A 25,340-nucleotide genomic window follows, 5' to 3' on the forward strand; every position below is an offset into this window, starting at 1 on the left:
CGGAGGTAGCCCGCACCGTGGCCCAGTACATCTACGTCCTGGAAAAGGCGCGCAAGGCGCACGGCGACAAGGTCGTGCTCGACAACGTCACGTTGAGCTTCCTGCCGGGGGCCAAGATCGGTGTGCTCGGTCCGAACGGCGCCGGTAAGTCCAGCCTCCTCAAGATCATGGCAGGGCTGGACAGGCCGAGCAACGGCGAGGCCCGACTCATGCCCGGCTACACCGTCGGCATGCTCGCCCAGGAGCCCCCGCTCAACGAGGCCAAGACCGTGCTCGGCAACGTCGAGGAGGCGGTCGCCGAGACCAAGGCCAAGCTGGAGCGGTTCAACAAGATCGCCGAGCAGATGGCGACCGACTACACCGACGAGCTGATGGAGGAGATGGGCAAGCTCCAGGAGGAGCTCGACCACCTCGACGCCTGGGACGTCGACTCCAAGCTCGAACTGGCCATGGACGCTCTGCGCTGCCCGCCGCCGGACGCCGACGTGACCCAGCTCTCCGGTGGTGAGCGCCGCCGGGTCGCGCTCTGCAAGCTGCTGCTGGAAGCTCCCGACCTGCTGCTGCTCGACGAGCCCACCAACCACCTGGATGCGGAGAGCGTCTCCTGGCTGGAGCAGCACCTGGCCAAGTACGCCGGCACCGTCATGGCGATCACCCACGACCGGTACTTCCTCGACAACGTGGCCAACTGGATCCTGGAGCTGGACCGGGGCCGGGCCTACCCGTACGAGGGCAACTACTCCACCTACCTGGAGAAGAAGGCCGCCCGACTGGCCGTCGAGGGTCGCCGCGACGCCAAGATGAAGAAGCGCCTCACCGAGGAGCTGGAGTGGGTCCGCTCCAACGCCAAGGCCCGCCAGACCAAGTCGAAGGCCCGCCTGGACCGGTACGACGAGATGGCCACCGAGGCGGAGAAGACCCGCAAGCTCGACTTCGAGGAGATCCAGATCCCGCCGGGCCCGCGCCTGGGCAGCACGGTGATCGAGGCGAACGGCCTCAGCAAGGGCTTCGGCGACCGGCTGCTGATCGACAACCTGTCGTTCTCGCTGCCCCGCAACGGCATCGTCGGCATCATCGGCCCCAACGGCGTCGGCAAGACGACGCTGTTCAAGACCATCGTCGGGTTCGAGGAGCCGACCGACGGCGAGGTCCGGGTCGGCCCCACCGTCTCGCTGTCGTACGTCGACCAGAACCGTGAGGGCCTCGACGGCGACAAGACCGTCTGGGAGGTCGTCTCCGACGGGCTGGACTACCTGATGGTGGGCAAGGTCGAGATGCCCTCGCGGGCGTACATCGCCGCGTTCGGCTTCAAGGGACCGGACCAGCAGAAGCCGACCAAGGTGCTCTCCGGCGGTGAGCGCAACCGGCTCAACCTGGCGCTGACCCTGAAGATCGGCGGCAACGTCATCCTGCTCGACGAGCCGACCAACGACCTCGACGTGGAGACGCTCTCCAGCCTGGAGAACGCCCTGCTGGAGTTCCCCGGCTGCGCCGTGGTCATCTCCCACGACCGGATGTTCCTGGACCGGGTCGCCACGCACATCCTGGCCTGGGAGGGTGACGACCAGGACCCGGCCAGGTGGTTCTGGTTCGAGGGCAACTTCGAGGCGTACGAGAAGAACAAGATCGACCGCCTCGGCGCGGAGGCCGCCCGGCCGCACCGGGTGACCTACCGCAAGCTGACCCGCGACTGATGTCCGACCGGTTCGTCTACCACTGCACGCTGCGCTGGTCCGACCTGGACGCGTACGGCCACGTCAACAACTCGCGCTTCCTCACGCTCTACGAGGAGGCGCGGGTGGCGTTGATGTTCGCCGGCGGCCGGGCCTGGGGAGTGGGCTCGTTCGCCGACGGCGTGGTGATCCGCCGGCACGAGGTCGACTACCTGCGCCCGGTCGACTACGCGCTGGGTCGGGCCACCGCGGAGGCCGCGCCCACCGTCCGCATCGAGCTGTGGGTGGAGGAGATCAAGGCTTCACGGTTCACCGTCGCGTACGAGCTGTACGACGGCGAGGTGCTGGCCAGCCGTGCCCGCTCGGTGCTGGTGCCGTTCGACCTGACCCGCCAGGTGCCCCGGCGGATCACGCCCGAGGAGCGGGATTTCCTGCTCACGTACGCCCCGCAGGGCGGCGGGGCGTGACGCTGCCCGGCACCGCCGGCCCGGACCGGGTGGCGGCGTCGCCGTCCGGGCACGGCGTGACCGGCGTGGCCGACGCGGGTGCCTTCCTGGCCCGGCTGGTCCGGCTGGACCCGGCGGCGCCGGTCCGGCTGCGGCCGGCCGGCGCTCCCGGCCGGGTCGCCCTGTTCGCCCGGCTGCCCTGGCAGGTGCTGGTGGCCCGGACGGTCGCCGGTGGGGCCGCCGGAGACGTCACGGTGGGCGCCGCCGACCTGCTGGCCGAGCTGGAACGCGGTGGCGCGACGTTGCCGGCCCGCCGCGACGCGCAGTGGCGCTGGCCGCTGCCACCGGCGCGAAGCGAGCCGGTGGAGGTGCTGCCCGCAGTCGAGCTGCGGCGGATCGCCGACGCGGCGGCGGGCACCCTGCGTACCGCGAGCGAGCAGGGGGTGGCGGGCCGCGCGGTGGGTCAGCGCGCGTTGCGCGACGCGCTGCTCGACCACGTGGCCGTGCTGGTCACGCCGGACGATCCGCCGGGCCCTGCCGTCGAGGTGCCGCAGCGGCTGGTGCAGGGGCTGGTCCGGATGGGCTTCCTCGGCGCGATCGACGATCCGGCCGGTCCTGGCGCGCGCTCCGAGGTCCAGGTGCGGGTGGCGGGCCGTTGGGTGGGCCTGGTGGGACCATACGGAGCGGCCTGGTTGCAGAAGGCCACCGATCTTGCCGTGACGCCCCTCGCCACTCGTCCGAACGGATGACCCCTGCTCATTCTTCTGGGCCGGTGCGGCCGTTGGGGGGATGCTTCAACCCGGCTGTCCGGGTACCGTCCATCCTCGGATCCAACGCACCGTAGGCGGCTGGATCCGCTGGGGAGTGAGGTGCGACGAGCGATGCCGTGGTGGTCATGGCGCCCCGGTCCCGCCGACGGCGGCGATCCGGAAACCCGAAGCGGGATCACAGTGGAGAGCGCGGTCCGGGTCGGCCCGCCGAGCCCTCGCCAGCCGGGGGACGACTGCCCGGGCAGCGACCGGCCCGTACTGACCGAGATGCCGGCGACCATCGAGCCGGTGAGCCTGCGCCGCGTCTGTGACGCACTCGACCTGCTCGACGTGCGCTACCTGGCCGACGGCGACGGCAACCTGCTGGCCATGTGGGAGCGGCACGCCGTGCTGGTGACCCTCGAAGGCCCCGAGGACGAGATCCTGGTGATGCGGGCCCGCCCGCACGCCACGGTTCCGCCGGACTGGGCCGACCGGGCCTACCGGGTGGTCAACGAGTGGAACCACACCCGCCGCTTCTGCAAGGCGTACATCGGCGACCCGACCGAGCGCGGGCAGCTGCCGATCTACGCCGAGTTGCAGGTGCCGCTGGGCGCCGGCACCCACGACGCTCTGCTGGTCGAGATGCTCGACTGCGGCGCGGCCGTGGCCGCCAGCTTCGTGGACTGGCTGCACGACGAGGGCGCCCTGCTCTGAGGCGCCCCGCGGCGTCCGTGCCGGAACGCGCCGTCAGGCGCCCTCGGCCGGGTCCTCCATCACGTTGACCATGAAGTACGCGGCCCGCTCCAGATAGTCCCAGAGAGCGACGGCGAGCTGCGGCTCCAGGTCGAGCCGGTCCACCGCCTGGCGCATGTGCCGCAGCCAGGCGTCCCGCTCGGCCCCGCCGATCCGGAACGGCGCGTGCCGCATGCGCAGCCGCGGGTGCCCGCGCTGTGCGGAGTACGTGTTCGGCCCGCCCCAGTACTGCATCAGGAACAGGGTGAACCGGTCGGCCGCCGGGCCCAGGTCCTCCTCCGGGTACATGGGTCGCAGCAGGGGATCGGTGGCGACGCCGGCGTAGAACTCGTCCACCAGCCGGCGGAAGGTGGGTTCGCCGCCGACCGCTTCGAAGAGGGTCATCGACGCATCGTTACGGTCGGATTCACCTGCGGGGTTCACCGTTCCATCCTGCCAGGTGCGTCGGCCGTCGGCCCGACCCGGAGGCCGTGCGCCGGCTCACGCGGTGGATCAGGTGACCGCGTGCCGGCGGTGGCCGTCCGCGGGCCGGAGGTCGGTGCCCGCCGGCGTGCCGTCGGCGATGGTGCCGCCCGGATCGGGGGTCGGCTCGGCGTTGGCCGCGGCGGCCTTGGCGATGGCGTCGTCCACCGTCTGCTTGCCCGGCCAGCGCAGGGCGGCGATCGTCATCAGCAGCACCCCGGCGGCGCTCCAGACCCCCACCACCACCGGAATGGAGAACCGCTCGGCGAGCAGCCCGGTGACCAGCACCGCGAGACCCTGGATGACCTGGACGCCGGTGGCCATCACGCCGAACGCGCGGGCCCGGAATCCGTCCGGCAGCGCCTGGACGAAGAGCCCGTTGGCCATCGGCATCATCCCGGCGACCGCGAACCCGCACAGGGCGGCCAGCAACGCCACCACCAGCGGTGGAGGGTCGAACAGCGCCGGCACCAGCACCAGCGGGGAGAACACCGCGAGGGGCCGCATCAGGGCCAGTCGGCGGGTCGGGCCAAACAGCCGGCTCACCAGCAGCCCACCCAGGACGTAGCCCACCGGGTTGGCGACCATGATCACCGCTTGCGCGGTGCCCGGGGCCATGCCGCCGGAGGAGCCCTTGTTGGCCCAGGCCGCGGCCAGCCCCTCCGGAACGATCGAGAACAGCAGCGCGCTGAACACCAGCACCGCGATGGCCCGCAGCACCGGCGTGCCGAACACGATCTGGAACCCCTGGGCGGTCTCCCGGAGCAGGTGAGAGCGGTGCGCGCTGGTCATGGTCGCTGGCCGGTTCCGCACGCCGAGGCGGACCAGCAGCGCCGAGAGGCCGAACGTGACCGCGTTGAACAGCAGCGCGACCGTCGGGTCGATGGAGGCGACGGCGGCGCCGAGCAGGTAGCCGACGACCTGGGCCGCCTGACCGATGCTGGCGTTCAGCGACAACCCGACCACCAGCCGGTCCCCGGCGAGGATCTGTGGCATCAGCGCGGACTTCGCGGCCTGGCTCGGCGGGTTGGCGAGCGTGGCCGCGAAGATGAGCACCAGCAGCGCCGGAACGGGCAGGTCGGGGAGGGCGATGAGCAGCATCAGCGCCATCCGGATGACGTCACACGCCACCATCACCCTGCGGTACGGGTGCCGCTCGGCCAGGGCGGCGAGCAGCGGGCCACCCAGCAGCCACGGCAGGTAGCTGACCGCGAACGCGGCGGCGGAGAGCGCGACGGACCTGGTCTGCTGGTAGACGAGGAGGGTCACGGCGGCCTTGGCGACGTAGTCACCGACCCAGGAGAGAGCCCCGGCCGCGAAGACGGCCCGGAACTCGCGCTGGGCGAACACTTCGCGAAAAGTGGCCGGGCCTTCCGCGGAAGGTCGCTCGTCGGGCACCGTCGCCTCCATCGGCCCCCGGAACGGCAGCTCGTGGCGGCCGGGCCGGGAACACTCGTCAGATCTACGGATCAGCGAGGATGTGACCACGCTCCGGCGGGAACGCGTGCTCCGGATTCTGCCCGATCGTCTGACAACTAGCTAGGGCGAACGGATCGTTCGTCGCATCCCCGACTGAACGAACGGACGATACTCCAGGGGCCGGGCGGCTGGCGACCCCTGTATTGCCGGCCAGTCTCGCCGGTGTCAGGTGGCGCCGCCCTGGCCGGTCTCACCCTCCGGCGACGGCCGGCTCGACACACCGGGATAGATGCGGGCGGCGGCGATCTGCGCGGTGATCCCCGAGTTCTCCAGCGCCTCCGCCAGCCTGCGGCGCAGCTCCCGGCTCACCGCGAACTGGCCGTCGGCCGTCGTCTTCACCACCGTACGGATCACGGCGCCATCCACCGTCATCTGCTCGACACCCAGCACCTCCGGGGCCTCCACGATCTCCGGCGACAGCTCCGGGTCCAGCGCCACCGAGGCGGCGGCCGTCCGCAGCACGGCGCTGGCATCCTCCGTACCGCTGAAGCCGATCGGCAGGTCCACGACCACCAGCGCCCAGCCCTGGCTCTTGTTGCCCACCCGGATGATCTCGCCGTTGCGGATGTACCAGAGCACGCCGCGTCCGTCGCGGACCGTGGTGACCCGCAGCCCCACCGACTCCACGACACCTGTCGCCTCGCCCAGGTCGACGTTGTCGCCCACGCCGTACTGGTCCTCGATGAGCATGAAGAGCCCGGCGATCAGGTCCTTGACCAGGCTCTGCGCGCCGAAGCCCAGGGCGACGCCGGCGATCCCGGCGCTGGCCAGCAGCGGGGCGAGGTCGAAGCTGAACTCGCGCAGGATCATCAGCAGCGCGATGCCGAAGACGAACGCGGTGGTCAGGCTGCGCAGCACCGAGCCGATCGCCTCGGCCCGTTGCCGGCGGCGCTCCGGCACGAACTCGGCCGGGTCGACCGCGGCCGTGGGCACCCGCTCGCGCAGCGGCCGCAGCATGGTCGGCACGGCGCCGTTGGTGGTCGTCCGGACCAGTCGGTCGATCGTCCGGTGCAGCGCCCAGCGGGCCACCATCGCCAACGCCACTATCAACAGCACCCGCAGCGGCTTGAGCAGGATCCAGTAGCTGCCCTCGGCGAACCATTCCGACCTGGTGATCCCGTAGATCCACTCGCAGGAGGTGCTGCCCTGACAGTTCACCGACACGGCGTCGGACAGGGCAAGGGGCGTTTCGCTGGCGGCACTCACCCTGTCTTCGTACCGCAACGCTCCGGACCGGCCGCCGCCGACCCACCGGCCGGGTGAGATGCGCCCGAGCGCCGGGTCGGACCGGGGCGAACCGGCCATCGTGACAGGTGCGGGAAAGAGCTTCACGTCCGACCCCGGATTAGTACGTGCAATCCGGGGTCCGATCAGGGACTATTGGCGCAACGGACGTCGGTGATCGAGCGGGCGTCGACGGTGCGGGCCCTCGTGCCCAACTCCGGTCGGCGGCGGTTCGCAGCAGCCGCTGAACCGGGAGGGTGAGCGCGATGCCTGACATACGACCCACGGTGGGCTCCGGCGCGCTGGTCCTCAACGCCACCTACGAGCCCCTGTGTGTCGTGTCGGTGCGACGCGCCGCGATCCTCGTCCTCTCCGCCAAGGCCGTCTGCGTCGCCGACGGTGACGGCATCCTGCACAGCGCCCGCGACGCGCTGCCCGTGCCGTCGGTGGTCCGTCTGACCCGCTTCGTCCGGGTGCCCTACCGCACCCACGTCGGGCTGTCCCGCCGAGCGATCTTCGCCCGGGACGGCTGGCGGTGCGCCTACTGCCGAGGGCCGGCCGAGACCATCGACCACGTCTTCCCGCGCAGCCGGGGTGGGCGGCACGCCTGGGAGAACGTGGTCGCCGCGTGCGCCCGGTGCAACCACACCAAGGGCGACAAGACCCCGGCGGAGCTGGGCTGGCGGCTGCACGCCCTGCCGACCGCGCCGAAGGGCACCGCCTGGCGGGTCCTCGGGCACCGCGCTCCGGACCCGCGCTGGGCCGACTGGCTCGACCTGCGCGAGCCCGAAGCGGCCGCCTGACCAGTCTGCGCGAGCCCGAAGCGTCCGCCTGACCTGCCCGGCGGCGCGGAACCGCCGGTCGGGCTCAGTCCTGCTGCGCGGCCGCTCGGCGGGTCGCGCGCTCGTGCCGGTCGACCGCCCGGGTGTGCGCGACGGTCAACAGCCGGTCGATCTCGGGCAGCATCTGCGGCCCCGGCATCACGATGCTGGCGAAGCCGTACAGCGCGTACCCCGGGTGCGGCGTGACCGTGTCCAGCCGGGCGAAGTCGAAGGCGTCCCGGTGCTCCTCGAACGCCTTCGGTGGGAAGCCGAACATCCTCTCGAACTCGGCCCGGCCCAGGTCCAGGTTGAGGCGGAAGACGCCGGGGCGGTCCAGCTGCGCGGCTTCGTCGAAGCCGGGCACGTCGTGCTCGACGATGGTGGCGAACGGCTGGCGGCGGTCCGGGCCGACGTAGAAGAACCGGTCGCCCCAGGCGCCCTCGGGTGATCCGTCCTCCTCGCTCGCCATCACCTGCTCGACGTCGGGCAGCGCGCGGATCCGGTCGGCGAGCACGGTCGCGTCGACGCCGGTCGGGATGTGCAGCACCGCGTCGGCGTGGTCGATGGTGGCCTGGTCCAGCGGGAAGTAGCGGTAGTCGTGCGCTCGCCGCTCGGCCGGCCCGATCTCGGCCGCCCGGACGTACCCGGGGAGGGTGAGCTTCTGCTGGAGCCTGCCCTCGTAGGTCGACGCGGCAGGCACGTCGATGCCGAGCGCGGGGCTCGCGCCGAGGCTGCCGACGATCACCGCGTACCGCTCGCCCAGCAACGCTCCGACGATCGCGCCGGCACCGGCCCACGACACCTCCGTCGCGCCCACCGTCATCGTGCTCGGGTGGCGCTGGAGGTGCGTGTTGTGCGCGAAGACCAGCGTGGGTCCACGGTGTGCCTCGACCGCCCGGATCGCGAGCAGGTTCTCGGCCATCAGCGCGTCCCGGACCGCGGCCAGGTGGGCGAAGCGTTCCTCCTGGACCAGTGGCGCCGCGGCCGCCGCGTGGTAGCGCAGCACCGCGACCGCCGACGTGGCGTGGACGAATGCCGCAGGCCAGCCCTCGGGCCGTCGGTGTGCCCGCAGGTACAACTCGGTCAGCAGGTCGTCGGTGAGCACCCGCAGTCGCTGGGCGTCGGACGAGCGTCCGACCGACCGGCCCGGCTCCCAGATCGCGGCCGTGTCGCTCCAGCGGGCCTCGTCCCCGACGAGGTCGTCGATCTCGACCGACCGGTCGAGGTCGAGGTCGAGGAATTCGCACACCCGCAGCAGGTGACGCCGCGGGCTCGGGGCGCCCTCGATCTCCAGCGGGGCGTCGAAGCCATGAAATCTCAGGCGCTCGGCGTCGGGCCGTCCGTCGTTCCACTCGCGCATCCGCAGCAGCAGGTCACGGTTGGCCGGCGCGGCGCCGAACCCGTGGCTGAACCCCTCGGCGAGCGCGCGGTCGAGCGTCATGGCCCCGCCCTGCACGAACGCGTCGGCGAGCAGTCCCGCGGCCCGGTCGCTCTCCAGGGCGATCGACCGGTAGCCGTGCTCGGCCAGCGTCAGGAAGGCGTCGTTGCGGATCTGGAGGAACGCGGATTCACCGTGCGTCGGCTCGCCGAGCGCGAGCAGCGTCGGCGAGCCGGCAAGCAGGTCAACAAGGGTGGTCATTGCATCAACCGTATCGTTGCACCAGCGGTGGAGACTTCAGACCGATGGAGCGCGGGTGACAACCACAAAACCCTCAAAGCCCGGGGTACGCCGACCGGTCGATCTCGCGCGCCGGCACGGACTGTCGGCGCAGGCCGTCCGCAACTACGAACGGGACGGCGTGCTGCCACCTGCCGAGCGCACCGCGACCGGGTACCGCCGGTTCACCGAGGTGCACGCCACAGCACTGAGCGCCTACCTCGCGCTCATCGTCGGTCACGGTCACGCGGCCAGCGGCGACATCATGCGCGCCGTCAACCGGGGCGAGATCGACACGGCGTTGCGCACGATCGACAGCGGTCACGCGCTGCTGCAACGCGATCGGGAGACCCTGGACGCGGTCGAGGCGGCGGTCACCACTCTCACCGCGAGGGAGCCCGCGCCGCAGGGCCGGAGAGCCGTGCCGATCAGCGTGCTCGCACACCGGCTCGGCGTACGACCCGCGACCCTTCGCAAGTGGGAGGCGGCCGGAATTCTGCGGCCGGAGCGCGACCGGGTGACCCGCCACCGCGTCTACTCGCCCGACGACGTCCGGGACGCGGAACTCGCCCACCTGCTGCGCCGGGGCGGGTATCGGCTCGACCACATCGCCGACGTGCTGCGACGGGTACGCGACGCCGGTGGCGCCGAACCGCTCGCCGCGTCGCTCGGCCAGTGGCGCCGACGGCTCACCGAGCGCGGTCGGGCCATGCTCACCGGGGCCGCCCGGCTCGCCGAGTACCTCGACGCCGGCGCCGGCGATCAACCACCACGGGCCTTGACCAGCGAGGCGAAGACCACCAGGTTGTCCGAGTAGCCCCTCTCGCCGCCCACCCACCGGCCGCCGCAGGTGATCAGCCGCAGGCTGGGGCGGCTGAAGTCGCCGTACACCTCGTCCACCGGCAGTCGGTCCTTGTCGAACCGCTCCATCGAGTCCACCTCGAAGACCGCGACCCGGCCGTCGGAGCGGGTGACCTCGATTTGGTCTCCCGCGCGCAGTTCCCGGAGCTGGTGAAAGACGGCCGGGCCGGTGGTGGTGTCCACGTGTCCGACGATCACCGCCGGCCCGTACTGGCCGGGGGTGGGGCCCTGGTCGTACCAGCCGGCTTCCTGGGCGCGGCCCACGTCGGGCACGGCGATGGTGCCGTCCGGGGCGAGGCCCACGTCGTGCAGCGGAGCCCGCAGGTCGATCTTGCTGATCGAGAGAGCGGTCGGGCGGCTGGCCGGCAGCACCGGGAACTTCTTCGGCGGCGGCCGCAGGCCGGCGCTGATCCGGTCCGGCAGCAGACTCACCCCGGTCACCTGCTCGACGCCGAGCATCGCCACGATCAGCACCATCAGCGTGGCCACGGCCAGGACCGGCAGTCCCGGCCCGGTGCCGAGCCGACGCCGGAGCAGCGGCGACCCGGCGGGACGGCTCGGCGGCAGCGGGCGGGCGTCCGGATCAGTGGTGGCGACGCTGGCGGACACCGCCTGTCCGGCGACCCGGCGCAGCCGAACCGAGACCCGGGCCACCAGCCGTCCGGAGGCGCGCAGGGCCGCTGCGGCCCGGAGGCGGGCACGGTGGTCCGACCGCGCACGCGCGGATCTGCGGGTCATGGCAGGTCCGGCTCAGGAGCCGGCTCCGGTCCGACGCCGACCGCCCACCATGCCGAGCGCGACCGCGGCGGCCACCACTGCCACGCCGCCGATGACCAGGATCGATCCGATGCCCCGGCCGCCCGCGGTGCCGCCGCCCCCCGTCGCCGGCCCCTTGCTGGGCGAGGCCATGTTCAGCACGGTCAGCATCGTCTGGGCCGTCTGGTTGTTCTGGCACCGCAGGTCGACCTGGTAGTCACCGGGTTCCTTGTTGCCCGGAACGGTGACCTCCCCCTTGAGGAAGCCGTTGTCCGGTCTGAGCACCACGCGCCCGAACGCGTCGGACTGCACGGTGGCCTGTCGATTGTTGCTGTTGTTGTTGTCGCAGCTCGCGCGGATCGTGACCCGGCTGCCCGCCGGGACGCTGTTCGGCGTCACCTCGACGGAGGTGTTCTCACCGGCACGCGCCGGTGCGACCGACAACAGGACGAACGCCCCGATGAGCCCCACCAGTGCCAGTGCGGACGAGAGTGCGCGGTTGATCGTGCGAAGTCCCTGCATGATTTCCCCCCAACCGGCGACGACCGCCGGAACCCTCCCCTGGGCACGCGGGCTGAGTTCCCGTTGGCCAGGAGGCAAACCAGCGGGCGGGCAGGGTCAGCGGCGGCGGGAGCTGGCACCGGCGGGCGGGAGCGGGGTGATCGGCTGCCAGTCCAGCGGGGACGACAGGACCATGGTGCTCGACGGCTGCCCGTACGGGGCGAGCCGGTCGATGACCGCCTCGAAGTCGCCGATCGAGCCGGCGGCCACCTTGAGCATGCTGCACGCGTCGCCGGTGATCCGGTGGATCTGGAGAATCTCCGGCCAGCCGGACACCTCCGGGTCGTGCAGGATGCACCGCGCGCCGTAACAGGACATCCGGATCAGGGCGACCACCGTACGGCCGGCCCGGGTCAGGTCCACGTGGGCGTGGTAGCCGGTGATCACCCCGGCCTCCTCCAGCCGGCGGACCCGCTCGGCGACCGCTGGTGGGGACAGGTGCACCCGGCGGGACAACTCACTGAAGGAGAGCCGGGCGTCGGCCTGCAACTCGCGCAGCAGCGCCCAGTCCATGTCGTCCACGCTCGAACCTTACTTTCGTGAACCGGATTCGCCCAGCTGCCTTTGGTTCGCCAGGTCAGGCCGACAAGTGCCGTTGATCCGGCATTCCGCAGGCCGATCCAGCCGCGAGATCATGGCGTCGGCAGCTTCGGGGGAAGGGAGACGACTGGTGGATCAGACGGACCGGCGGGCGCCGAACCGCGTCGCCACGGTACGACCGGTGACCCCGCGCCAGCGGGCAGCCCGCGCCGCGCGCAACGGCGGCGAGCCGACGCTGGAGTTCGCCGAGCTGGTGCCCTACGACGCGTACGTGCGGGCCACCGCCCTGCACCAGTTGCAACAGCCCCTCAGCGACGACCCCGGCGAGATGTCCTTCCTCATGGTCAGCCAGATCATGGAGCTGTACTTCGGGCTGACCTGCCACGAGCTGCGGGAGACCCAGCGTCTGTTGCGCGCCGACCGGATCTGGGACGCGCTGGCCCCGCTGCGCCGCGCCACCCTGCACCTGGAAGGGCTCAACGCCGCCTGGCAGGGCCTGCGCTGGATGACCCCGGCCGACTTCAACCGGTTCCGCAACCTGCTCGGCGAGGGCTCCGGCTTCCAGTCCGCGATGTACCGGCACCTTGAGTTCCTGCTCGGGCTGCGCGACCCGGCGCTGATCCGGCCGTTCCGCCGGCAGAGCGAGGTGCACGCCGCGCTCAGCGCCGCGCTCGCCGCCCCGAGTCTCTGGGACGACGTGGTCGCGCTGCTGGCCCGGCGCGGCTTCGACCTCCCCGCCGATCTGTTGAACCGGGACGTGGCGGTCGAGCACGACCCGCAGCCGGAGGTCGAGGCGGCCTGGGTGCGGATCTACGCCGACGGCGGCCCGGACAACCACCTGCGGCTGCTCGGCGAGGCCCTGAGCGGCGTCGCCGAGGAGTTCGGCGACTGGCGGTGGAACCACGTCAAGGCGGTACAGCGGACAATGGGCGCCAAGGTCGGCAGCGGCGGCTCCGCCGGGCTGGCGTGGTTGCAGCGCAGCATGGCCCGGGTGGTCTTCCCGGAGCTGTGGTCGGCCCGCACCGCGATGTGACCGGAGAGCGAGACATGCACACCCCAGAGAGCGAGGCACACCGCCTCGACCAGGCCGACCCGGGCCACCGACACCTCTTCCACGTGCCGCCCGCCGACGGCGGCGACCACCCCGAGTCGGCGTACCTCGCCGGCAACTCGCTCGGCCTGCAACCCCGGGCCACCCGCGACGAACTCCTCGCCGACCTGGACGCCTGGGGGCGGCTCGGCGTCGAGGGGCACCTGGAGGCGGAACGCGCCTGGCTGCCGTACCACGAGCTGTTGACGGGCCCGGCCGCCCGACTGGTCGGCGCCCGGCCCGCGGAGGCCGTGGTGATGAACTCGCTCACGGTCAACCTGCACCTGCTGATGGTCAGCTTCTACCGCCCGGCCGGCGTCCGCACCCGCATCGTCATCGAGGACAGCGCGTTTCCCTCGGACAGTTACGCGGTGCGCAGCCAGGCCCGCTTCCACGGGCTGGACCCGGACGACACGGTGGTCCGGCTGCGCCCGCGTGCTGGCGAGGACGCGTTGCGCACCGAGGACGTCACCGGCTACCTGGCCGCCGAGGGTGACCGGGTGGCACTGGTGCTGCTGGGCGGGGTCAACTACCTCACCGGCGAGCTGCTGGACATCCCGGCGATCACGGCGGCCGGTCGGGCGGCCGGCGCGGTGGTCGGCTGGGACCTGGCGCACGCCGTGGGCAACGTGCCGCTCGCCCTGCACGACTGGGACGTCGACTTCGCCGCCTGGTGCTCCTACAAGTACCTGAACTCGGGGCCGGGCGCGCTGGCCGGCGTCTTCGTGCACGAGCGGCACCTCGGCGATCCCGACCTGCCGCGCTTCGAGGGTTGGTGGAGCACTGCGGCGGCGACCCGGTTCGAGATGACGCCGGTGTCCCGGCCGCCGTCCACCGTGGAGGCCTGGCAGATCTCCAACCCCCCGATCTTCGCGATGGGCCCGGTGCGGACCTCGCTGGAGCTGTTCGACGCGGTCGGCATGCCGGCGCTGCGCGCGCGCAGCCTCCGACTCACCGGCTGGCTGGAGTCACTCCTCGACGAGATCACCGCCGACCGGCCGCTGCGCGTGGTCACCCCGCGCGATCCGGCCCGCCGGGGTTGCCAGCTGTCGGTACGCGTCGGCGCCGGCAACGCCGCCGAGCTGACCAAGCGGCTGCGGCACGAGCACGGCGTCATCGCCGACGCCCGGGAGCCGGACATCGTCCGCTTCGCCCCGGTGCCGCTCTACTCCACGTACCTCGACTGTTGGCGGGCCGCCGCCGCACTCGCCGCCACCGTCGGGCCGGTGAACCCGTGACGAAGCGGCGCGACGAGATCGCGATCATCGGCGCCGGCCTGGCGGGCTGCCTGGCCGCCTGCTTCCTGGCCCGGCGTGGCTACCCGGTCGCCCTCTACGAGCGTCGGCCGGACCCGCGTGCCGGCGCGGCCGAGCGGGGACGCTCGATCAACCTGGCGCTCTCCGAGCGCGGGTTGGACGCGCTGCGCCGGATTGGCCTGGCCGAGCAGGTGATGACCGACGCGCTGCCGATGCGCGGCCGGATGATCCACCCGGTCGAGGGGCAGCCGCAGTTCCAGTCGTACAGCGCGGCCGGTGACCGGGCGATCAACTCGATCAGCCGGGGCGCACTCAACAACGCCCTGCTGGACGCGGCCGCCGCGCTGCCCGGGGTCCGGATCGTCTTCGACCACCGGCTCGTCGGGCTCGATCCGGCCGACGGCACCCTGAGCTTCGACACCCCGCAGGGCACGGTTGGCGCGAAGGCGTCGGTCGTGTTGGGCGCCGATGGCGCCGGCTCCGCGGTACGCGGACAACTGCTGGCGTACGGGCTGCTGCGCGAGAGCGTGGACTTCCTCGACTACGGCTACAAGGAGCTGACGATTCCGCCGCTGGGCGGCGACTTCGCCCTGGATCCGGACGCGCTGCACATCTGGCCACGGGGCACCTCGATGATGATCGCGCTGCCGAACCCGGACCGGTCCTTCACCTGCACGCTGTTCTGGCCCAACGACGGCGCCGGCAGCTTCGCGTCGCTGACCAGCCCGGCCCAGATCGAACGGCACTTCACCGAGCGCTACCCGGACGTGGTCCCGCTGGCCCCGAACCTGGTCGACGACTACCAGCACAACCCGGTGGGCGTGCTCGGCACGGTGCGCAGCGCTCCCTGGCAGGTCAACGGGACTGTCTGCCTGCTCGGCGACGCGGCCCACGCCATCGTGCCGTTCTACGGCCAGGGCGCCAACTGCGCCTTCGAGGACGTCGTCGAGCTGGACCGCTGCCTCGACGAGTGTGCCGACGAGTGGTCGGCGGCGTTGCCGCTGTTCCAGCGCCGCCGGCAGGAGAACGCCGAGGCCATCGCGCAGATGGCCCTTACCAACTTCGTGGAGATGCGCGACAAGGTCGCCTCGCCGGTGTTCCAGACCCGGCGGCGGGTGGAGCACGCACTGGAACGGGCACTGCCCGGCCGGTACGTTTCCCAGTACGAGCTGGTGTCCTTCTCCACCACCCCGTACGCCGAGGTGCGCCGCCGGGTCCGCCGGCAGCACCGGGTGCTCGGCGCGGTCGCGGGTGGGGCCGCGCTGCTGCTGGTCGGCGCGATCGGCGCTGCACTGAGCCGAGGGAGGCGGGCATGACCGGCACCTGGGATCCGCGACTGATGGCCGGCCACGCGCCACGTGGCCCCCAGCGGCTGCGCAACTTCGTGGGCGGCGAGTTCGTCGACGGCGGGTCGACGTTCACCAAGGTCAGCCCGGTGACCGGCGAGCCGGTCTTCGAGGTGGTCGAGGCGGAACGGTCCACGGTGGACGACGCGGTGGCCGCCGCCCGCGCGGCGCTGCGCGGGCCGTGGGGCCGGATGGGGGAGCGGGAACGCGCCGAGGTGCTGCGCCGCGTCGCGGACGAGCTGGAACGTCGCTTCGACGATCTGGTCACCGCCGAGGTCGCGGACACCGGCAAGTCCATCGCCCAGGCCCGCACGCTGGACATCCCGCGCGGCGCGGCGAACTTCCGGGCGTTCGCGGAGATCGTGGCGACCGCGCCCACCGAGTCGTTCACCACGGTCACCCCGACCGGCGGCCGGGCGCTGAACTACGCCGTCCGCAAGCCGGTCGGCGTGGTCGCGGTCATCGTGCCGTGGAACCTGCCGCTGCTGCTGCTCACCTGGAAGGTCGCCCCGGCGCTCGCCTGCGGCAACGCCGTCGTGGTCAAGCCCAGCGAGGAGACGCCCGCCTCGGCGACGCTGCTCGCCGAGGTGATGGCCGCCGCCGGCGTACCGGACGGGGTGTTCAACCTGGTGCACGGCTTCGGACCGGACTCGGCCGGCGAGTTCCTCACCCGCCACCCGGGCGTCGACGCGATCACCTTCACCGGCGAGTCGGCCACCGGCGGCGCGATCATGCGGGCCGCCGCCGACGGCGTGAAGGCGGTGAGCTTCGAGCTGGGCGGCAAGAACGCCGGCCTGGTCTTCGCCGACGCCGACCTGGACGCGGCGGTGGCCGGCTCGATGCGCTCCAGCTTCACCAACGGCGGGCAGGTGTGCCTGTGCACCGAGCGCATCTACGTGCAGCGCCCGGTCTTCGAGGAGTTCACCGCCCGGCTGGCGAAGCGGGCCGGCGAGCTGGCGTACGGCTGGCCGACCGACGAGGCCACCGCCACCATGCCGCTCATCTCCCCGCAGCACCGGGCAAAGGTGCTCGGCGCGTACGAGCTGGCCCGCGCCGAGGGCGCCGAGGTGCTCACCGGCGGCGGCACGCCCACCTTCGGCGACGCCCGTGACGGCGGGTCGTACGTGCAGCCGACAGTGCTCACCGGTCTCGGCCCGGATGCCCGCACCAACCGGGAGGAGATCTTCGGCCCGGTCGTGCACGTGGCGCCGTTCGACACCGAGGACGAGGCGTACGCCCTGGCGAACGGCACCGAGTACGGCCTGGCGGCGACCGTGTGGACCCGGGACGTGGGTGTCGCGCACCGGGCTGGGATCCGGCTGGACGCCGGCATCGTCTGGGTCAACACCTGGTTCCTGCGGGACCTGCGCACGCCCTTCGGTGGGGTGAAGGCGTCCGGCATCGGCCGCGAGGGCGGCGTGCACTCGTTGAACTTCTACTCCGAACTCACCAACGTCTGCGTGGACCTGTCGTGAGCCGTAGCGAGGGAGCGGGCATGGAAGCCGACATCGAGGCCGCCAACCGGGAGCTGGCCGAGGCCCGCAGCACCGGCAAGCCGTGTCCGCCGCTGCGCGGTCGGCTGCTGCCGGAGGGCGACGTCGAGTCCGCGTACCGCGTGCAGCAGCTCCAGGCGCGGGCCTGGCAGGGCCGCGGTGAACGCCGCGTCGGCGCGAAGATCGGGTTGACCTCCAGGGCGGTGCAGGAGACCTTCGGGGTGTTCCAGCCGGACTTCGGGATGCTGACCGACGCGATGGCGGTCGGCGACGGCGTCGAGGTGCCGATCGACCGGCTGCTCCAGCCGCGGGTCGAGGCGGAGATCGCGTTCGTGCTCGACAAGGATCTCGCGGATCCGCAGATCACGACCGTCGACCTGATCCGCGCCGTCGACCACGTGCTGCCGGCGATCGAGATCGTCGACTCGCGGATCGCCGGCTGGGACATCTCCATCGTGGACACGGTCGCCGACAACGCCTCCAGCGGGCTCTTCGTGCTCGGCACCACGCCACGCCGCCTCGCCGACGTCGACCTGCGGCTGTGCGGAATGGTGCTGGAGCACGCCGGTGAGCCGGTCTCGGTGGGCGCGGGCGCGGCCTGCCTGGGCAACCCGCTGCACGCTCTGCACTGGCTGGCGAGCACCCTCGCCCGCGCCGGTGACCCGCTGCGCGCCGGGGACGTGGTGCTCTCCGGGGCGCTCGGCCCGATGGTGCCGGTCACCCCGGGCGCCGCGTACGAGGCCCGGATCTCCGGCCTCGGCTCGGTACGGACATCCTTCAGCGACAGGGGCGGCCAGTGACCACTGACGTGGCGGTGCTGGGATCGGGAAACATCGGCACCGACCTGATGATCAAGGTGTTGCGGCTGAGCGACAGCCTGCGGATGGTGGCGATGGCCGGCATCGACCCGGCCTCCGACGGCCTGGCGCGCGCTCGCCGGCTCGGCGTCGCCACCACCGCCGACGGAGTGGACGGGCTGGTCGCGATGCCCGAGTTCGCCGACGTCGAGCTGGTCTTCGACGCCACCTCGGCCGGCGCGCACCGACGCCACGACGAGGTGCTGCGCGCGCACGGCCGGACGGTGGTCGACCTGACCCCGGCCGCGCTCGGCCCGTACGTGGTGCCGCCGGTCAACCTCGACGAGCACCTGCACCAACCAAACGTCAACATGGTGACCTGCGGCGGGCAGGCCACCGTGCCGATCGTCGCCGCCGTCCGCCGGGTCACCCCGGTGGCGTACGGGGAAATCGTCGCGTCGATCGCGTCGAAGTCCGCCGGGCCGGGCACCCGGGCCAACATCGACGAGTTCACCGAGACCACCGCTCGCGCCATCGAGGTGGTCGGCGGGGCGGAGCGGGGCAAGGCGATCATCGTGCTGAACCCGGCGGACCCGCCGCTGCTCATGCGCGACACCGTCTACTGCCTCTGCCCGGACGTCGACGCCGACACCGCCGCCATCGCCGCCTCGGTGGCGGACATGGTGGCGACGGTCCAGGAGTACGTCCCCGGCTACCGGCTCAAGCAGGACGTGCAGTTCGACCGCGTCGAGGCGTACGTGCCGACGCTCGGGCGGCAGCTCACCGCGTTGCAGGTGTCGGTCTACCTGGAGGTGTCCGGGGCGGGCCACTACCTGCCGGCGTACGCCGGGAACCTGGACATCATGACCTCCGCCGCGCTGCGCACCGCGGAGCGGCTGGTCGCCAGGCGTCCTTCGGAGGTGACCGCGTCATGACCGATCTGTACATCCAGGACGTGACGCTGCGCGACGGCATGCACGCCATCGCCCACCGGTACACCGTCGAGCAGGTGCGCACCATCGCCGCCGCCCTGGACGCCGCCGGGGTGGCCGCCATCGAGGTGGCGCACGGCGACGGGCTCGCCGGGTCGAGCGTGAACTACGGCCACGGCGCGGCCAGCGACGCCGAGTGGATCTCCGCCGCCGCCGAGGTGATGACGAACGCGAAGCTCACCACCCTGCTGCTGCCCGGCGTCGGCACGATCGCGGACCTTCGGGCGGCGAAGGCGCTCGGCGTGACGAGCGTCCGCATCGCCACGCACTGCACCGAGGCGGACATCTCCGCCCAGCACATCTCCTGGGCTCGGGAGAACGGCATGGACGTGGCCGGGTTCCTGATGATGTCGCACATGAACGACCCTGCTGGGCTCGCCGGGCAGGCCAAGCTCATGGAGTCGTACGGGGCGCACTGCGTCTACGTCACCGACTCCGGCGGCCGGCTGCTGATGTCCGACGTGGCGCAGCGGGTCGACGCGTACCGGCAGGTCCTCGACCCGGAGACGCAGATCGGCATCCACGCCCACCACAACCTGTCGCTCGGGGTGGCCAACAGCGTGCTCGCCGTCGAGCACGGCCGCATCCTCGGCGCCGGGCCGCTCGGCTCGCCGTCCGGCCGGACCGTGCGCGTCGACGCCTCCCTCGCCGGCATGGGCGCGGGCGCCGGCAACGCGCCGCTGGAGGTTTTCGTGGCGGTCGCCGAGCTGCACGGCTGGAAGCACGGCTGCGACGTGTTCGCGCTGATGGACGCCGCCGACGACATCGTCCGCCCGTTGCAGGACCGGCCGGTCCAGGTCGACCGGGAAACGCTCTCCCTGGGGTACGCGGGCGTCTACTCCAGCTTCCTGCGGCACGCCGAGCGGGCCTCGGACCGCTACGGCGTCGACGTCCGGTCGATCCTGGTCGAGCTGGGCCGCCGTCGGATGGTCGGCGGCCAGGAGGACATGATCGTCGACGTGGCACTCGACCTGGCCGGCAAGGAGCAGCAGTCATGATCGGCGTGGACATCACCGGGATCGCCGACAAGCTGGGCGCGGCGGCCGACACGGCCACCGCGATCGGTCAGCTCGCCGCCGAGACCGGTCTTGACGTGGACACCGCGTACGGCGTGCAGGCCGCGCTGGTGCAGCGCCGGCTGGAACGCGGCGAGCGGCTGGTCGGGCTGAAGATGGGGCTGACCAGCAGGGCGAAGATGGCCCAGGTCGGCGTGGACGAGGTGATCTGGGGGCGGCTCACCGACGCGATGCGGGTGCCCGACGGCGGTTCCGTGGACCCGGCCGCGTACATCCATCCCCGGGTCGAGCCGGAGGTGGCGTTCCTGCTGGACCGGCTGCCGGAGCCGGGCGAGCCGGTCGGCGACTTCGCCACGGCGGTCCGCGCGGTCGCCCCGGCCATCGAGCTGATCGACTCCCGGTACGCGGATTTCCGCTTCTCGCTGCCGGACGTGATCGCCGACAACACCTCGGCCGCCGCGTTCGTGGTCGGGCCGTGGTCGCCGGTGCCGTCGGGCCTCGACAACCTGGGCGTGCTGCTGGAGGTCGACGGGCGGGTGGCCCAGGTCGGCTCGACGGCGGCGATCCTCGGCGATCCGCGCCGGGCGCTCGACGAGGGCATCCGGCTGGCCGGCCGACACGGGGTGCGGTTGCAGTCCGGCTGGGTCTTCCTGGCCGGTGCCGCCACCGCCGCGGTGCCGCTGCGTCCCGGTGCCCATGTCCGCGCCGTCGTCGAGAAACTCGGCACGGCTTCGCTGCGGGCGTCGTCGTGACCGCCCGGGTGGTGGCCGGGAAGGCCGTGCCGCGGGGGGCTTTTCCGCACGTCAAGGTCGCGGGTGGGTTCGTATTCATCTCCGGTACGTCGTCGCGGCGGCCGGACAACAGCTTCGCCGGTGTCGAGGTCGACGCGTTCGGCACGACGAACCTCGACATCCGGGTGCAGACGCGGGCTGTGATCGAGAACATCGGCGATCTGCTGCGCTCGGTCGGCGCGGACCTCACCGACCTCGTCCAGGTGACCACGTACCTGGTCAACATGAACGACTTCGGTGGTTACAACGAGGTGTGGGCGGAGTTCTTCGACGCGTCCGGACCGACCCGCACCACGGTGGCGGTGCACCAGTTGCCGCACCCGCACCTGCTCATCGAGATCCAGGCCGTGGCCCTTCTTCCCTCGGGAGGTCAGTCGTGAGTGAGATCGCCGAGCCGTTCAGCTTTCCGGGCTGGATCGCGGAGAACCAGCACCTGCTGAAGCCGCCGGTGGGCAACAAGGAGATGTTCCCCGGCGGGGACGACTTCATCGTGATGGTGGTGGGCGGGCCCAACCAGCGCACCGACTTCCACGTGGACCCGTACGAGGAGTTCTTCTACCAGGTCAAGGGCAACATGCACATCAACCTGATGACCCCCGAGGGTCCGCGTACGGTGCACGTGCGCGAGGGTCAGATGTGGATGCTGCCGCGCAACACCCCGCACTCGCCGCAGCGACCGGAGGCCGGCTCGATCGGTGTGGTCGTCGAGCGGGTCCGCGAGGAGGGCACGCTGGAGACGTTCCAGTGGTACTGCCCCGAGTGCGGAAACCAGGTGCACGAGGTGGAGTTGCAGGTCCGCGACATCGCGGCCGACCTGCCGCCGGTGTTCCAGGCATTCTACGCAGATGAGGCGGCACGCACCTGCGCCAACTGCGGCACTCTGCACCCGGGCAAGGGCTGATGCCCGCTGGTGTCGTCGACGTGCACACGCACGTCGTACCGAAGGGGTGGCCGGACCTCGGCGCGGCGTGCGGCGGGTCCGGCTGGCCCTGGTTGCGGGTCGACTCCGAGCGCGCCGCCATGATCATGGTGGGGGAGACGGAGTTCCGTCCGGTCGGCGCCGAGTGCTGGGACGCGTCCCGCCGACTGGCCGACATGGACGCCGACGGTGTCGCCGTGCAGGTGATCTCGCCGACGCCCGTCTTCTTCAGCTACGACCGTCCGGCCGACCAGGCCGTGAAGGTCGCCCGGATCTTCAACGACCTGACCCTGGAGATCACCGCGGCTGGCGGCGACCGGCTGGTGCCGTTCTGTCAGGTGCCCCTGCAGGACCCGGACGCCGCCTGCGCCGAGCTGGACCGCAGCCTGGCCGCCGGGCACGTGGGCGTGGAGATCGGCAACCACGTCGGCGACCGGGATCTGGACGACGCCGGGGTGGTCACCTTCCTCCAGCACTGTGCCGAGGTGGGTGCGCCCGTCTTCGTCCACCCGTGGGACATGCCGGACGGCCCGCGTCTGAACCGCTGGATGGCCCGGTGGCTCACCGGGATGCCCGCCGAGACGCACCTGTCGGTGCTGGCGATGATCCTGGGCGGCGTCTTCGACCGGGTGCCCGAGACGCTGCGGATCTGCTTCGCGCACGGCGGCGGCAGCTTCCCGTTCTGGCTCGGCCGCGCCGACAACGCCTGGCACCGACGTGGTGACCTGGTCCGGGGCGCGTCCGTCGCCCCGCCCAGCAGCTACGTCGACCGGTTCAGCGTCGACTCGGTGGTCTTCGCGCCGCCCGCGCTGCGGCTGCTGGTCGACACGATGGGGGAGGACCGGGTGCTGGTCGGCAGCGACTACCCGTACCCGCTGGGGGAGCGCCCGGCCGGTGCGGTCGTCGACGCGGCCGACTTCCTCACCGACGCCCAGCGCGACAAGCTCCGATCCACCAACGCCCTGCGCTTCCTGCACGGGCGGCGCTGACGGCGTACCCATGGTAGTGCCCCCGGACGACGGACGGCCGCGACGGGCCGACGGACCCTGTTCTGTTGCCTTTGCTCTGCTTCAATCCACGCAACACCACGTGTCCGATAAACGGACATCGGCTGTTGCCTCCGTTGAAGCAGAGCAAAGGACGCCGGCAGGAGTCGGCCCGCCGCCGGGCGGGCGACCGGTGAGGGGGGTTGCCTCCCGACACGGCCGGTTCGGTATCGGGAGCAGTACCCTCCGCCGCGAAGGGCGACCGCCGTGTCGACCCGCCGACAGCCGCTCCCACCGGGCAGGATGAGGACATGGCCGAGCCGCACGACCTGACCGCGCTGGAACAGGCCGCCGCCATCGCCCGCGGCGAGCTGTCCAGCGTCGAGCTGGTCGAGCACTCCCTGCGCCGGGTGGCGGCGCTCGGCGACACCGTGGGCGCGTTCGTCACCGTCACGCCGGACCTCGCCCGGCAGGCCGCGCGCGCCGCCGACGCGGTGCCCGTCGAGGGGCGCGGCCCGCTGCACGGCGTACCGACCGCGATCAAGGACCTCACCCTCACCGCCGGGGTACGCACCACCTTCGGCTCGGCGGCGTTCGCCGACTTCGTCCCGCCGGTCGACGCCGACGTGGTCCGGTTCATCAAGGCCGCCGGCCTCGTCAGCCTCGGCAAGACGACCACCTCCGAGCTGGGCTGCTCGCTCTACTCGGAGGGCCGCGTCGCACCGCCGGCCCGCAATCCGTGGCAGCTCGCGTACACCGCCGGTGGGTCCAGCGGCGGCGCGGCGGCGGCGGTCGCGGCCGGGCTGGTGCCGATCGCCCAGGGGTCCGACGGCGGCGGCTCCCTGCGCATTCCGGCGTCGCTCTGCGGCCTGATCGGCTACAAGCCCAGTCGTGGCGTGGTCTCCGGCGGGCCGCTCGGCTCCGGCGCGTTCGGGCTGCCCACCAGCGGTCCGCTCGGGCGGACCGTCGTCGACGTCGCCGCGCTGCTCGACGTCATGGCCGTGCCGGTGCCGGGCGAGCCCTACCTGCCGCCGCCCGCGCCGCCCGGTGGATACCTGGCCGCCGCCCGCCGGGCCGAGCCCGGCCGGCTGCGGATCGGCCGGTTCACCACGCCGATGCTCGCCGACGAGCCGGTGCACCCCGACTGCGTGGCCGCCGTCGACCGGGCCGCCGCCCTGCTCACCACCGCCGGCCACGAGGTGGTCGAGGTGCCGCCGCCGCTCGGGCCCCAGGCGTGGCCGCTGTTCGAGATCATCTGGTACGTGCTGGCACTCGCCCCCGTGCCCCCGCACCGCGAGGCGGAGCTGCTGCCGCTGACCCAACTGCTGCGGGCCCGGGGCGCCAGCGTCTCCGCGGGCGCGCTGGCCGCCACCCTCGGCGAGCTGCAGGCGCAGGTACGTCTCGGCGCCGCCCGCACCGCCGGTTGCGACCTGCTGCTCTGCCCCACCCTGGCCGCACCGCAGGCACCCGTCGGCTGGTTCACCGCCGACGGCGACCCGGCGGCCGATTTCGACCGGCAACGCCGCTTCTCGCCCTACTGCGCCATCTTCAACGTCACCGGCGATCCCTCCGTGTCCCTGCCGGTGGGCGCCACGGCCGACGGCCTGCCCGTCGGGGTGCTCCTCACTGGCCGGTACGGCGACGACGCGCGGCTCATCGCGACCGCTGCGCAACTGGAGCACGCCAGTGACGGATGGGATCGGCACCCCGCAATCTGGCGGGCCGTCGACTCCGCTAACGTGAATGGTGACGGAGTTGGCCGGTCACCATCATGATCGTCCATCCGACCCGATTGTTCGAGGTCCTTCTTCCGCCTGGGGGCGTTGGGATTGTCTGTTACCGAGACGTTGCTGGTCTTCGTCGGCATCCCGGTGGCCGCGGTGCTGGTCATCGCCGGCCTGTCGTACGCCGGTAGCCGCGGGAGTGCCACCGGCGGTGGCGGTGGCGCCAAGCGCTACCGGCCGGGCCGGCCCTTCGACTTCACTCCGGTCTGGTTCCTGGGCCGCCCGGAGCAGCTGGCCGACTCGGCCGGCACCGCGCTGACCGCGGGGGCGCAGGCGCCCGCGCTGACCAGCCACAAGCTAGAGCAGGCCAGCGTCGAGGCGCCGGCCGGTGGAACCGGAGGCGCAAGTGACCGTTGGTGAGAAGCAGACCGGGACGGAGAATCCGCCCGAGGTGCTGGACGGGCCGTTCTCGACCCGCCAACTGCTGCGCATCGACGAGGCCCTGCGCCTGGCCGACCAGGGCACCGGCCTGGTCTTCTCGGTGTTCGTCGGCGGCCTCGACGAGCCGATCCGTGAGCACGCCCAGCGGCTGCACCGCCAGCTCGCCGAGCCCGACAAGTCGGTGCTGATCGCCGTGTCGCCCAACCAGCGCCAGCTGGAGATCGTCACCGGGCGGTACGCCCGCAAGCGCATCCCCGACACGTACGCCAAGCTGGCCGCGCTCTCCATGGCCGGCGCGTTCAGCGGCGGCGACCTGGCCGGCGGCATCATCAACGGCCTCGACCAGCTCGCCAGCCACGCCGGCAAGGGCTGAGCCCTTTCTCGTACGTCGAAGCCCGACCCGCCGCACGGCAGGTCGGGCTTCGTCGCGTTGCGTGCCGTTGCAGCGCGCCAGGTCAGCGATATGGGGGTGTCCGCGCGGGCGGACACCCCCATATCGGCGAT

Annotated in this window: 27 protein-coding genes; 20 read left to right on the forward strand and 7 right to left on the reverse strand. The window is 72.3% G+C overall.

What is annotated here, in order from left to right; translation table 11 throughout:
- Positions 1 to 17 precede the first annotated feature (17 nt).
- The 4 genes from ettA (at position 18) to ACFYPH_RS27625 (ending at position 3,585) form a co-directional block, all read left to right on the forward strand.
- On the forward strand, positions 18 to 1,694 hold the full coding sequence (ettA, locus tag ACFYPH_RS27610) for an energy-dependent translational throttle protein EttA (protein WP_355137833.1): 1,677 nt from the start codon (positions 18 to 20) through the stop codon (positions 1,692 to 1,694).
- Complete coding sequence (locus ACFYPH_RS27615) at positions 1,694 to 2,140, forward strand: thioesterase family protein (RefSeq protein ID WP_354858814.1); 447 nt, start codon at positions 1,694 to 1,696, stop codon at positions 2,138 to 2,140. Before ettA ends, ACFYPH_RS27615 begins: the two co-directional genes overlap by 1 nt.
- The gene (locus tag ACFYPH_RS27620; RefSeq protein ID WP_355066167.1) at positions 2,137 to 2,868 is read left to right on the forward strand and encodes a hypothetical protein; all 732 of its coding nucleotides are present in this window, start codon (positions 2,137 to 2,139) and stop codon (positions 2,866 to 2,868) included. Before ACFYPH_RS27615 ends, ACFYPH_RS27620 begins: the two co-directional genes overlap by 4 nt.
- Positions 2,869 to 3,000: 132 nt before the next feature.
- A complete protein-coding gene (locus ACFYPH_RS27625) occupies positions 3,001 to 3,585 on the forward strand; it encodes a YbjN domain-containing protein (RefSeq protein ID WP_234582140.1) in 585 nt (194 codons plus the stop codon).
- 33 nt (positions 3,586 to 3,618) lie between these two features.
- Here ACFYPH_RS27625 and ACFYPH_RS27630 read toward each other — a convergent pair whose 3' ends face one another.
- The 3 genes from ACFYPH_RS27630 to ACFYPH_RS27640 all read right to left on the reverse strand — a co-directional run bounded on the left by ACFYPH_RS27630 (position 3,619) and on the right by ACFYPH_RS27640 (position 6,789).
- Positions 3,619 to 4,047 carry a globin gene (locus tag ACFYPH_RS27630; RefSeq protein WP_387185842.1) on the reverse strand — a complete coding sequence of 143 codons (429 nt, stop codon included), beginning with the start codon at positions 4,045 to 4,047 and terminating at the stop codon, positions 3,619 to 3,621.
- Positions 4,048 to 4,116: 69 nt separating this feature from the next.
- A complete protein-coding gene (locus tag ACFYPH_RS27635) occupies positions 4,117 to 5,496 on the reverse strand; it encodes an MFS transporter (RefSeq protein WP_354860607.1) in 1,380 nt (459 codons plus the stop codon).
- A 234-nt stretch (positions 5,497 to 5,730) separates the two neighbouring features.
- The gene (locus tag ACFYPH_RS27640; RefSeq protein WP_355138218.1) at positions 5,731 to 6,789 is read right to left on the reverse strand and encodes a mechanosensitive ion channel family protein; all 1,059 of its coding nucleotides are present in this window, start codon (positions 6,787 to 6,789) and stop codon (positions 5,731 to 5,733) included.
- Positions 6,790 to 7,055: 266 nt separating this feature from the next.
- On the opposite strand from ACFYPH_RS27640, the gene ACFYPH_RS27645 reads away from it, so the two are divergent.
- Complete coding sequence (locus ACFYPH_RS27645) at positions 7,056 to 7,592, forward strand: HNH endonuclease (RefSeq protein ID WP_354860605.1); 537 nt, start codon at positions 7,056 to 7,058, stop codon at positions 7,590 to 7,592.
- A gap of 64 nt (positions 7,593 to 7,656) precedes the next feature.
- Here the strand turns inward: ACFYPH_RS27645 and ACFYPH_RS27650 are convergent, their stop codons facing one another.
- Positions 7,657 to 9,249, reverse strand: coding sequence for a DUF6194 family protein (locus tag ACFYPH_RS27650; RefSeq protein WP_387185845.1), 1,593 nt, complete (start codon positions 9,247 to 9,249; stop codon positions 7,657 to 7,659).
- Positions 9,250 to 9,304: 55 nt separating this feature from the next.
- Here ACFYPH_RS27650 and ACFYPH_RS27655 point away from each other — a divergent pair, with 55 nt between their 5' ends.
- A complete protein-coding gene (locus ACFYPH_RS27655; RefSeq protein WP_355137829.1) occupies positions 9,305 to 10,084 on the forward strand; it encodes a TioE family transcriptional regulator in 780 nt (259 codons plus the stop codon).
- Here ACFYPH_RS27655 and ACFYPH_RS27660 read toward each other — a convergent pair.
- The 3 genes from ACFYPH_RS27660 to ACFYPH_RS27670 all read right to left on the reverse strand — a co-directional run bounded on the left by ACFYPH_RS27660 (position 10,030) and on the right by ACFYPH_RS27670 (position 11,967).
- Positions 10,030 to 10,803, reverse strand: a complete 774-nt coding sequence (locus ACFYPH_RS27660; protein ID WP_354860612.1) for a class F sortase — start codon at positions 10,801 to 10,803, stop codon at positions 10,030 to 10,032. The genes ACFYPH_RS27655 and ACFYPH_RS27660 overlap by 55 nt on opposite strands.
- Before the next feature lie 75 nt (positions 10,804 to 10,878).
- Positions 10,879 to 11,406, reverse strand: coding sequence for a hypothetical protein (locus ACFYPH_RS27665; RefSeq protein ID WP_387185849.1), 528 nt, complete (start codon positions 11,404 to 11,406; stop codon positions 10,879 to 10,881).
- 96 nt (positions 11,407 to 11,502) lie between these two features.
- Complete coding sequence (locus ACFYPH_RS27670) at positions 11,503 to 11,967, reverse strand: Lrp/AsnC family transcriptional regulator (RefSeq protein WP_354860599.1); 465 nt, start codon at positions 11,965 to 11,967, stop codon at positions 11,503 to 11,505.
- 148 nt (positions 11,968 to 12,115) lie between these two features.
- Between ACFYPH_RS27670 and ACFYPH_RS27675 the strand changes: the two genes are divergently transcribed.
- The 14 genes from ACFYPH_RS27675 (at position 12,116) to ACFYPH_RS27740 (ending at position 25,209) form a co-directional block, all read left to right on the forward strand.
- Positions 12,116 to 13,018 carry a tryptophan 2,3-dioxygenase family protein gene (locus ACFYPH_RS27675; RefSeq protein WP_355137827.1) on the forward strand — a complete coding sequence of 301 codons (903 nt, stop codon included), beginning with the start codon at positions 12,116 to 12,118 and terminating at the stop codon, positions 13,016 to 13,018.
- A 14-nt stretch (positions 13,019 to 13,032) separates the two neighbouring features.
- Entirely contained in the window at positions 13,033 to 14,313 is a 1,281-nt protein-coding gene (gene kynU / locus ACFYPH_RS27680; RefSeq protein WP_387185852.1) for a kynureninase, read from the forward strand.
- Positions 14,310 to 15,647: an FAD-dependent oxidoreductase gene (locus ACFYPH_RS27685; protein WP_387185855.1), complete on the forward strand. Its 1,338-nt coding sequence runs from the start codon at positions 14,310 to 14,312 to the stop codon at positions 15,645 to 15,647. The genes kynU and ACFYPH_RS27685 overlap by 4 nt, the downstream gene beginning before the upstream one ends.
- Before the next feature lie 23 nt (positions 15,648 to 15,670).
- The gene (locus ACFYPH_RS27690; RefSeq protein ID WP_387185913.1) at positions 15,671 to 17,152 is read left to right on the forward strand and encodes a 2-hydroxymuconic semialdehyde dehydrogenase; all 1,482 of its coding nucleotides are present in this window, start codon (positions 15,671 to 15,673) and stop codon (positions 17,150 to 17,152) included.
- Between the two features lie 20 nt (positions 17,153 to 17,172).
- Positions 17,173 to 17,970 (forward strand): fumarylacetoacetate hydrolase family protein, encoded by a 798-nt coding sequence (locus ACFYPH_RS27695; protein ID WP_355066179.1) that lies wholly within the window; start codon positions 17,173 to 17,175, stop codon positions 17,968 to 17,970.
- A complete protein-coding gene (locus ACFYPH_RS27700) occupies positions 17,967 to 18,902 on the forward strand; it encodes an acetaldehyde dehydrogenase (acetylating) (protein ID WP_363937895.1) in 936 nt (311 codons plus the stop codon). Before ACFYPH_RS27695 ends, ACFYPH_RS27700 begins: the two co-directional genes overlap by 4 nt.
- A complete protein-coding gene (gene dmpG / locus ACFYPH_RS27705) occupies positions 18,899 to 19,957 on the forward strand; it encodes a 4-hydroxy-2-oxovalerate aldolase (RefSeq protein WP_387185860.1) in 1,059 nt (352 codons plus the stop codon). The genes ACFYPH_RS27700 and dmpG overlap by 4 nt, the downstream gene beginning before the upstream one ends.
- A complete protein-coding gene (locus ACFYPH_RS27710) occupies positions 19,954 to 20,727 on the forward strand; it encodes a fumarylacetoacetate hydrolase family protein (protein WP_355066185.1) in 774 nt (257 codons plus the stop codon). Before dmpG ends, ACFYPH_RS27710 begins: the two co-directional genes overlap by 4 nt.
- The gene (locus tag ACFYPH_RS27715; protein WP_355066187.1) at positions 20,724 to 21,146 is read left to right on the forward strand and encodes a RidA family protein; all 423 of its coding nucleotides are present in this window, start codon (positions 20,724 to 20,726) and stop codon (positions 21,144 to 21,146) included. Before ACFYPH_RS27710 ends, ACFYPH_RS27715 begins: the two co-directional genes overlap by 4 nt.
- Positions 21,143 to 21,667, forward strand: coding sequence for a 3-hydroxyanthranilate 3,4-dioxygenase (locus ACFYPH_RS27720; RefSeq protein ID WP_354860585.1), 525 nt, complete (start codon positions 21,143 to 21,145; stop codon positions 21,665 to 21,667). The genes ACFYPH_RS27715 and ACFYPH_RS27720 overlap by 4 nt, the downstream gene beginning before the upstream one ends.
- Positions 21,667 to 22,674, forward strand: coding sequence for an amidohydrolase family protein (locus ACFYPH_RS27725; RefSeq protein ID WP_355066189.1), 1,008 nt, complete (start codon positions 21,667 to 21,669; stop codon positions 22,672 to 22,674). Before ACFYPH_RS27720 ends, ACFYPH_RS27725 begins: the two co-directional genes overlap by 1 nt.
- A gap of 308 nt (positions 22,675 to 22,982) precedes the next feature.
- Complete coding sequence (locus ACFYPH_RS27730) at positions 22,983 to 24,446, forward strand: amidase (RefSeq protein WP_354860581.1); 1,464 nt, start codon at positions 22,983 to 22,985, stop codon at positions 24,444 to 24,446.
- Between the two features lie 72 nt (positions 24,447 to 24,518).
- Positions 24,519 to 24,815 (forward strand): hypothetical protein, encoded by a 297-nt coding sequence (locus ACFYPH_RS27735; protein WP_354860609.1) that lies wholly within the window; start codon positions 24,519 to 24,521, stop codon positions 24,813 to 24,815.
- On the forward strand, positions 24,802 to 25,209 hold the full coding sequence (locus tag ACFYPH_RS27740; RefSeq protein ID WP_354860579.1) for a DUF5130 family protein: 408 nt from the start codon (positions 24,802 to 24,804) through the stop codon (positions 25,207 to 25,209). Before ACFYPH_RS27735 ends, ACFYPH_RS27740 begins: the two co-directional genes overlap by 14 nt.
- Positions 25,210 to 25,340 lie beyond the last annotated feature (131 nt).

The sequence above is a fragment of the Micromonospora sp. NPDC005252 genome (genome assembly GCF_042872475.1).
Lineage (GTDB): Bacteria > Actinomycetota > Actinomycetes > Mycobacteriales > Micromonosporaceae > Micromonospora.

What these genes read in the sequence shown, in the direction of transcription:
- ACFYPH_RS27615 (WP_354858814.1), top strand. Translation starts at nt 1,694, where the DNA reads ATGTCCGACCGGTTCGTCTACCACTGCACGCTGCGCTGGTCCGACCTG.
- ACFYPH_RS27625 (WP_234582140.1), top strand. Translation starts at nt 3,001, where the DNA reads ATGCCGTGGTGGTCATGGCGCCCCGGTCCCGCCGACGGCGGCGATCCG.
- ACFYPH_RS27635 (WP_354860607.1), bottom strand. Translation starts at nt 5,496, where the DNA reads ATGGAGGCGACGGTGCCCGACGAGCGACCTTCCGCGGAAGGCCCGGCC.
- ACFYPH_RS27645 (WP_354860605.1), top strand. Translation starts at nt 7,056, where the DNA reads ATGCCTGACATACGACCCACGGTGGGCTCCGGCGCGCTGGTCCTCAAC.
- ACFYPH_RS27650 (WP_387185845.1), bottom strand. Translation starts at nt 9,249, where the DNA reads ATGACCACCCTTGTTGACCTGCTTGCCGGCTCGCCGACGCTGCTCGCG.
- ACFYPH_RS27665 (WP_387185849.1), bottom strand. Translation starts at nt 11,406, where the DNA reads ATGCAGGGACTTCGCACGATCAACCGCGCACTCTCGTCCGCACTGGCA.
- kynU (WP_387185852.1), top strand. Translation starts at nt 13,033, where the DNA reads ATGCACACCCCAGAGAGCGAGGCACACCGCCTCGACCAGGCCGACCCG.
- ACFYPH_RS27690 (WP_387185913.1), top strand. Translation starts at nt 15,671, where the DNA reads ATGGCCGGCCACGCGCCACGTGGCCCCCAGCGGCTGCGCAACTTCGTG.
- ACFYPH_RS27695 (WP_355066179.1), top strand. Translation starts at nt 17,173, where the DNA reads ATGGAAGCCGACATCGAGGCCGCCAACCGGGAGCTGGCCGAGGCCCGC.
- dmpG (WP_387185860.1), top strand. Translation starts at nt 18,899, where the DNA reads ATGACCGATCTGTACATCCAGGACGTGACGCTGCGCGACGGCATGCAC.
- ACFYPH_RS27710 (WP_355066185.1), top strand. Translation starts at nt 19,954, where the DNA reads ATGATCGGCGTGGACATCACCGGGATCGCCGACAAGCTGGGCGCGGCG.
- ACFYPH_RS27725 (WP_355066189.1), top strand. Translation starts at nt 21,667, where the DNA reads ATGCCCGCTGGTGTCGTCGACGTGCACACGCACGTCGTACCGAAGGGG.
- ACFYPH_RS27730 (WP_354860581.1), top strand. Translation starts at nt 22,983, where the DNA reads ATGGCCGAGCCGCACGACCTGACCGCGCTGGAACAGGCCGCCGCCATC.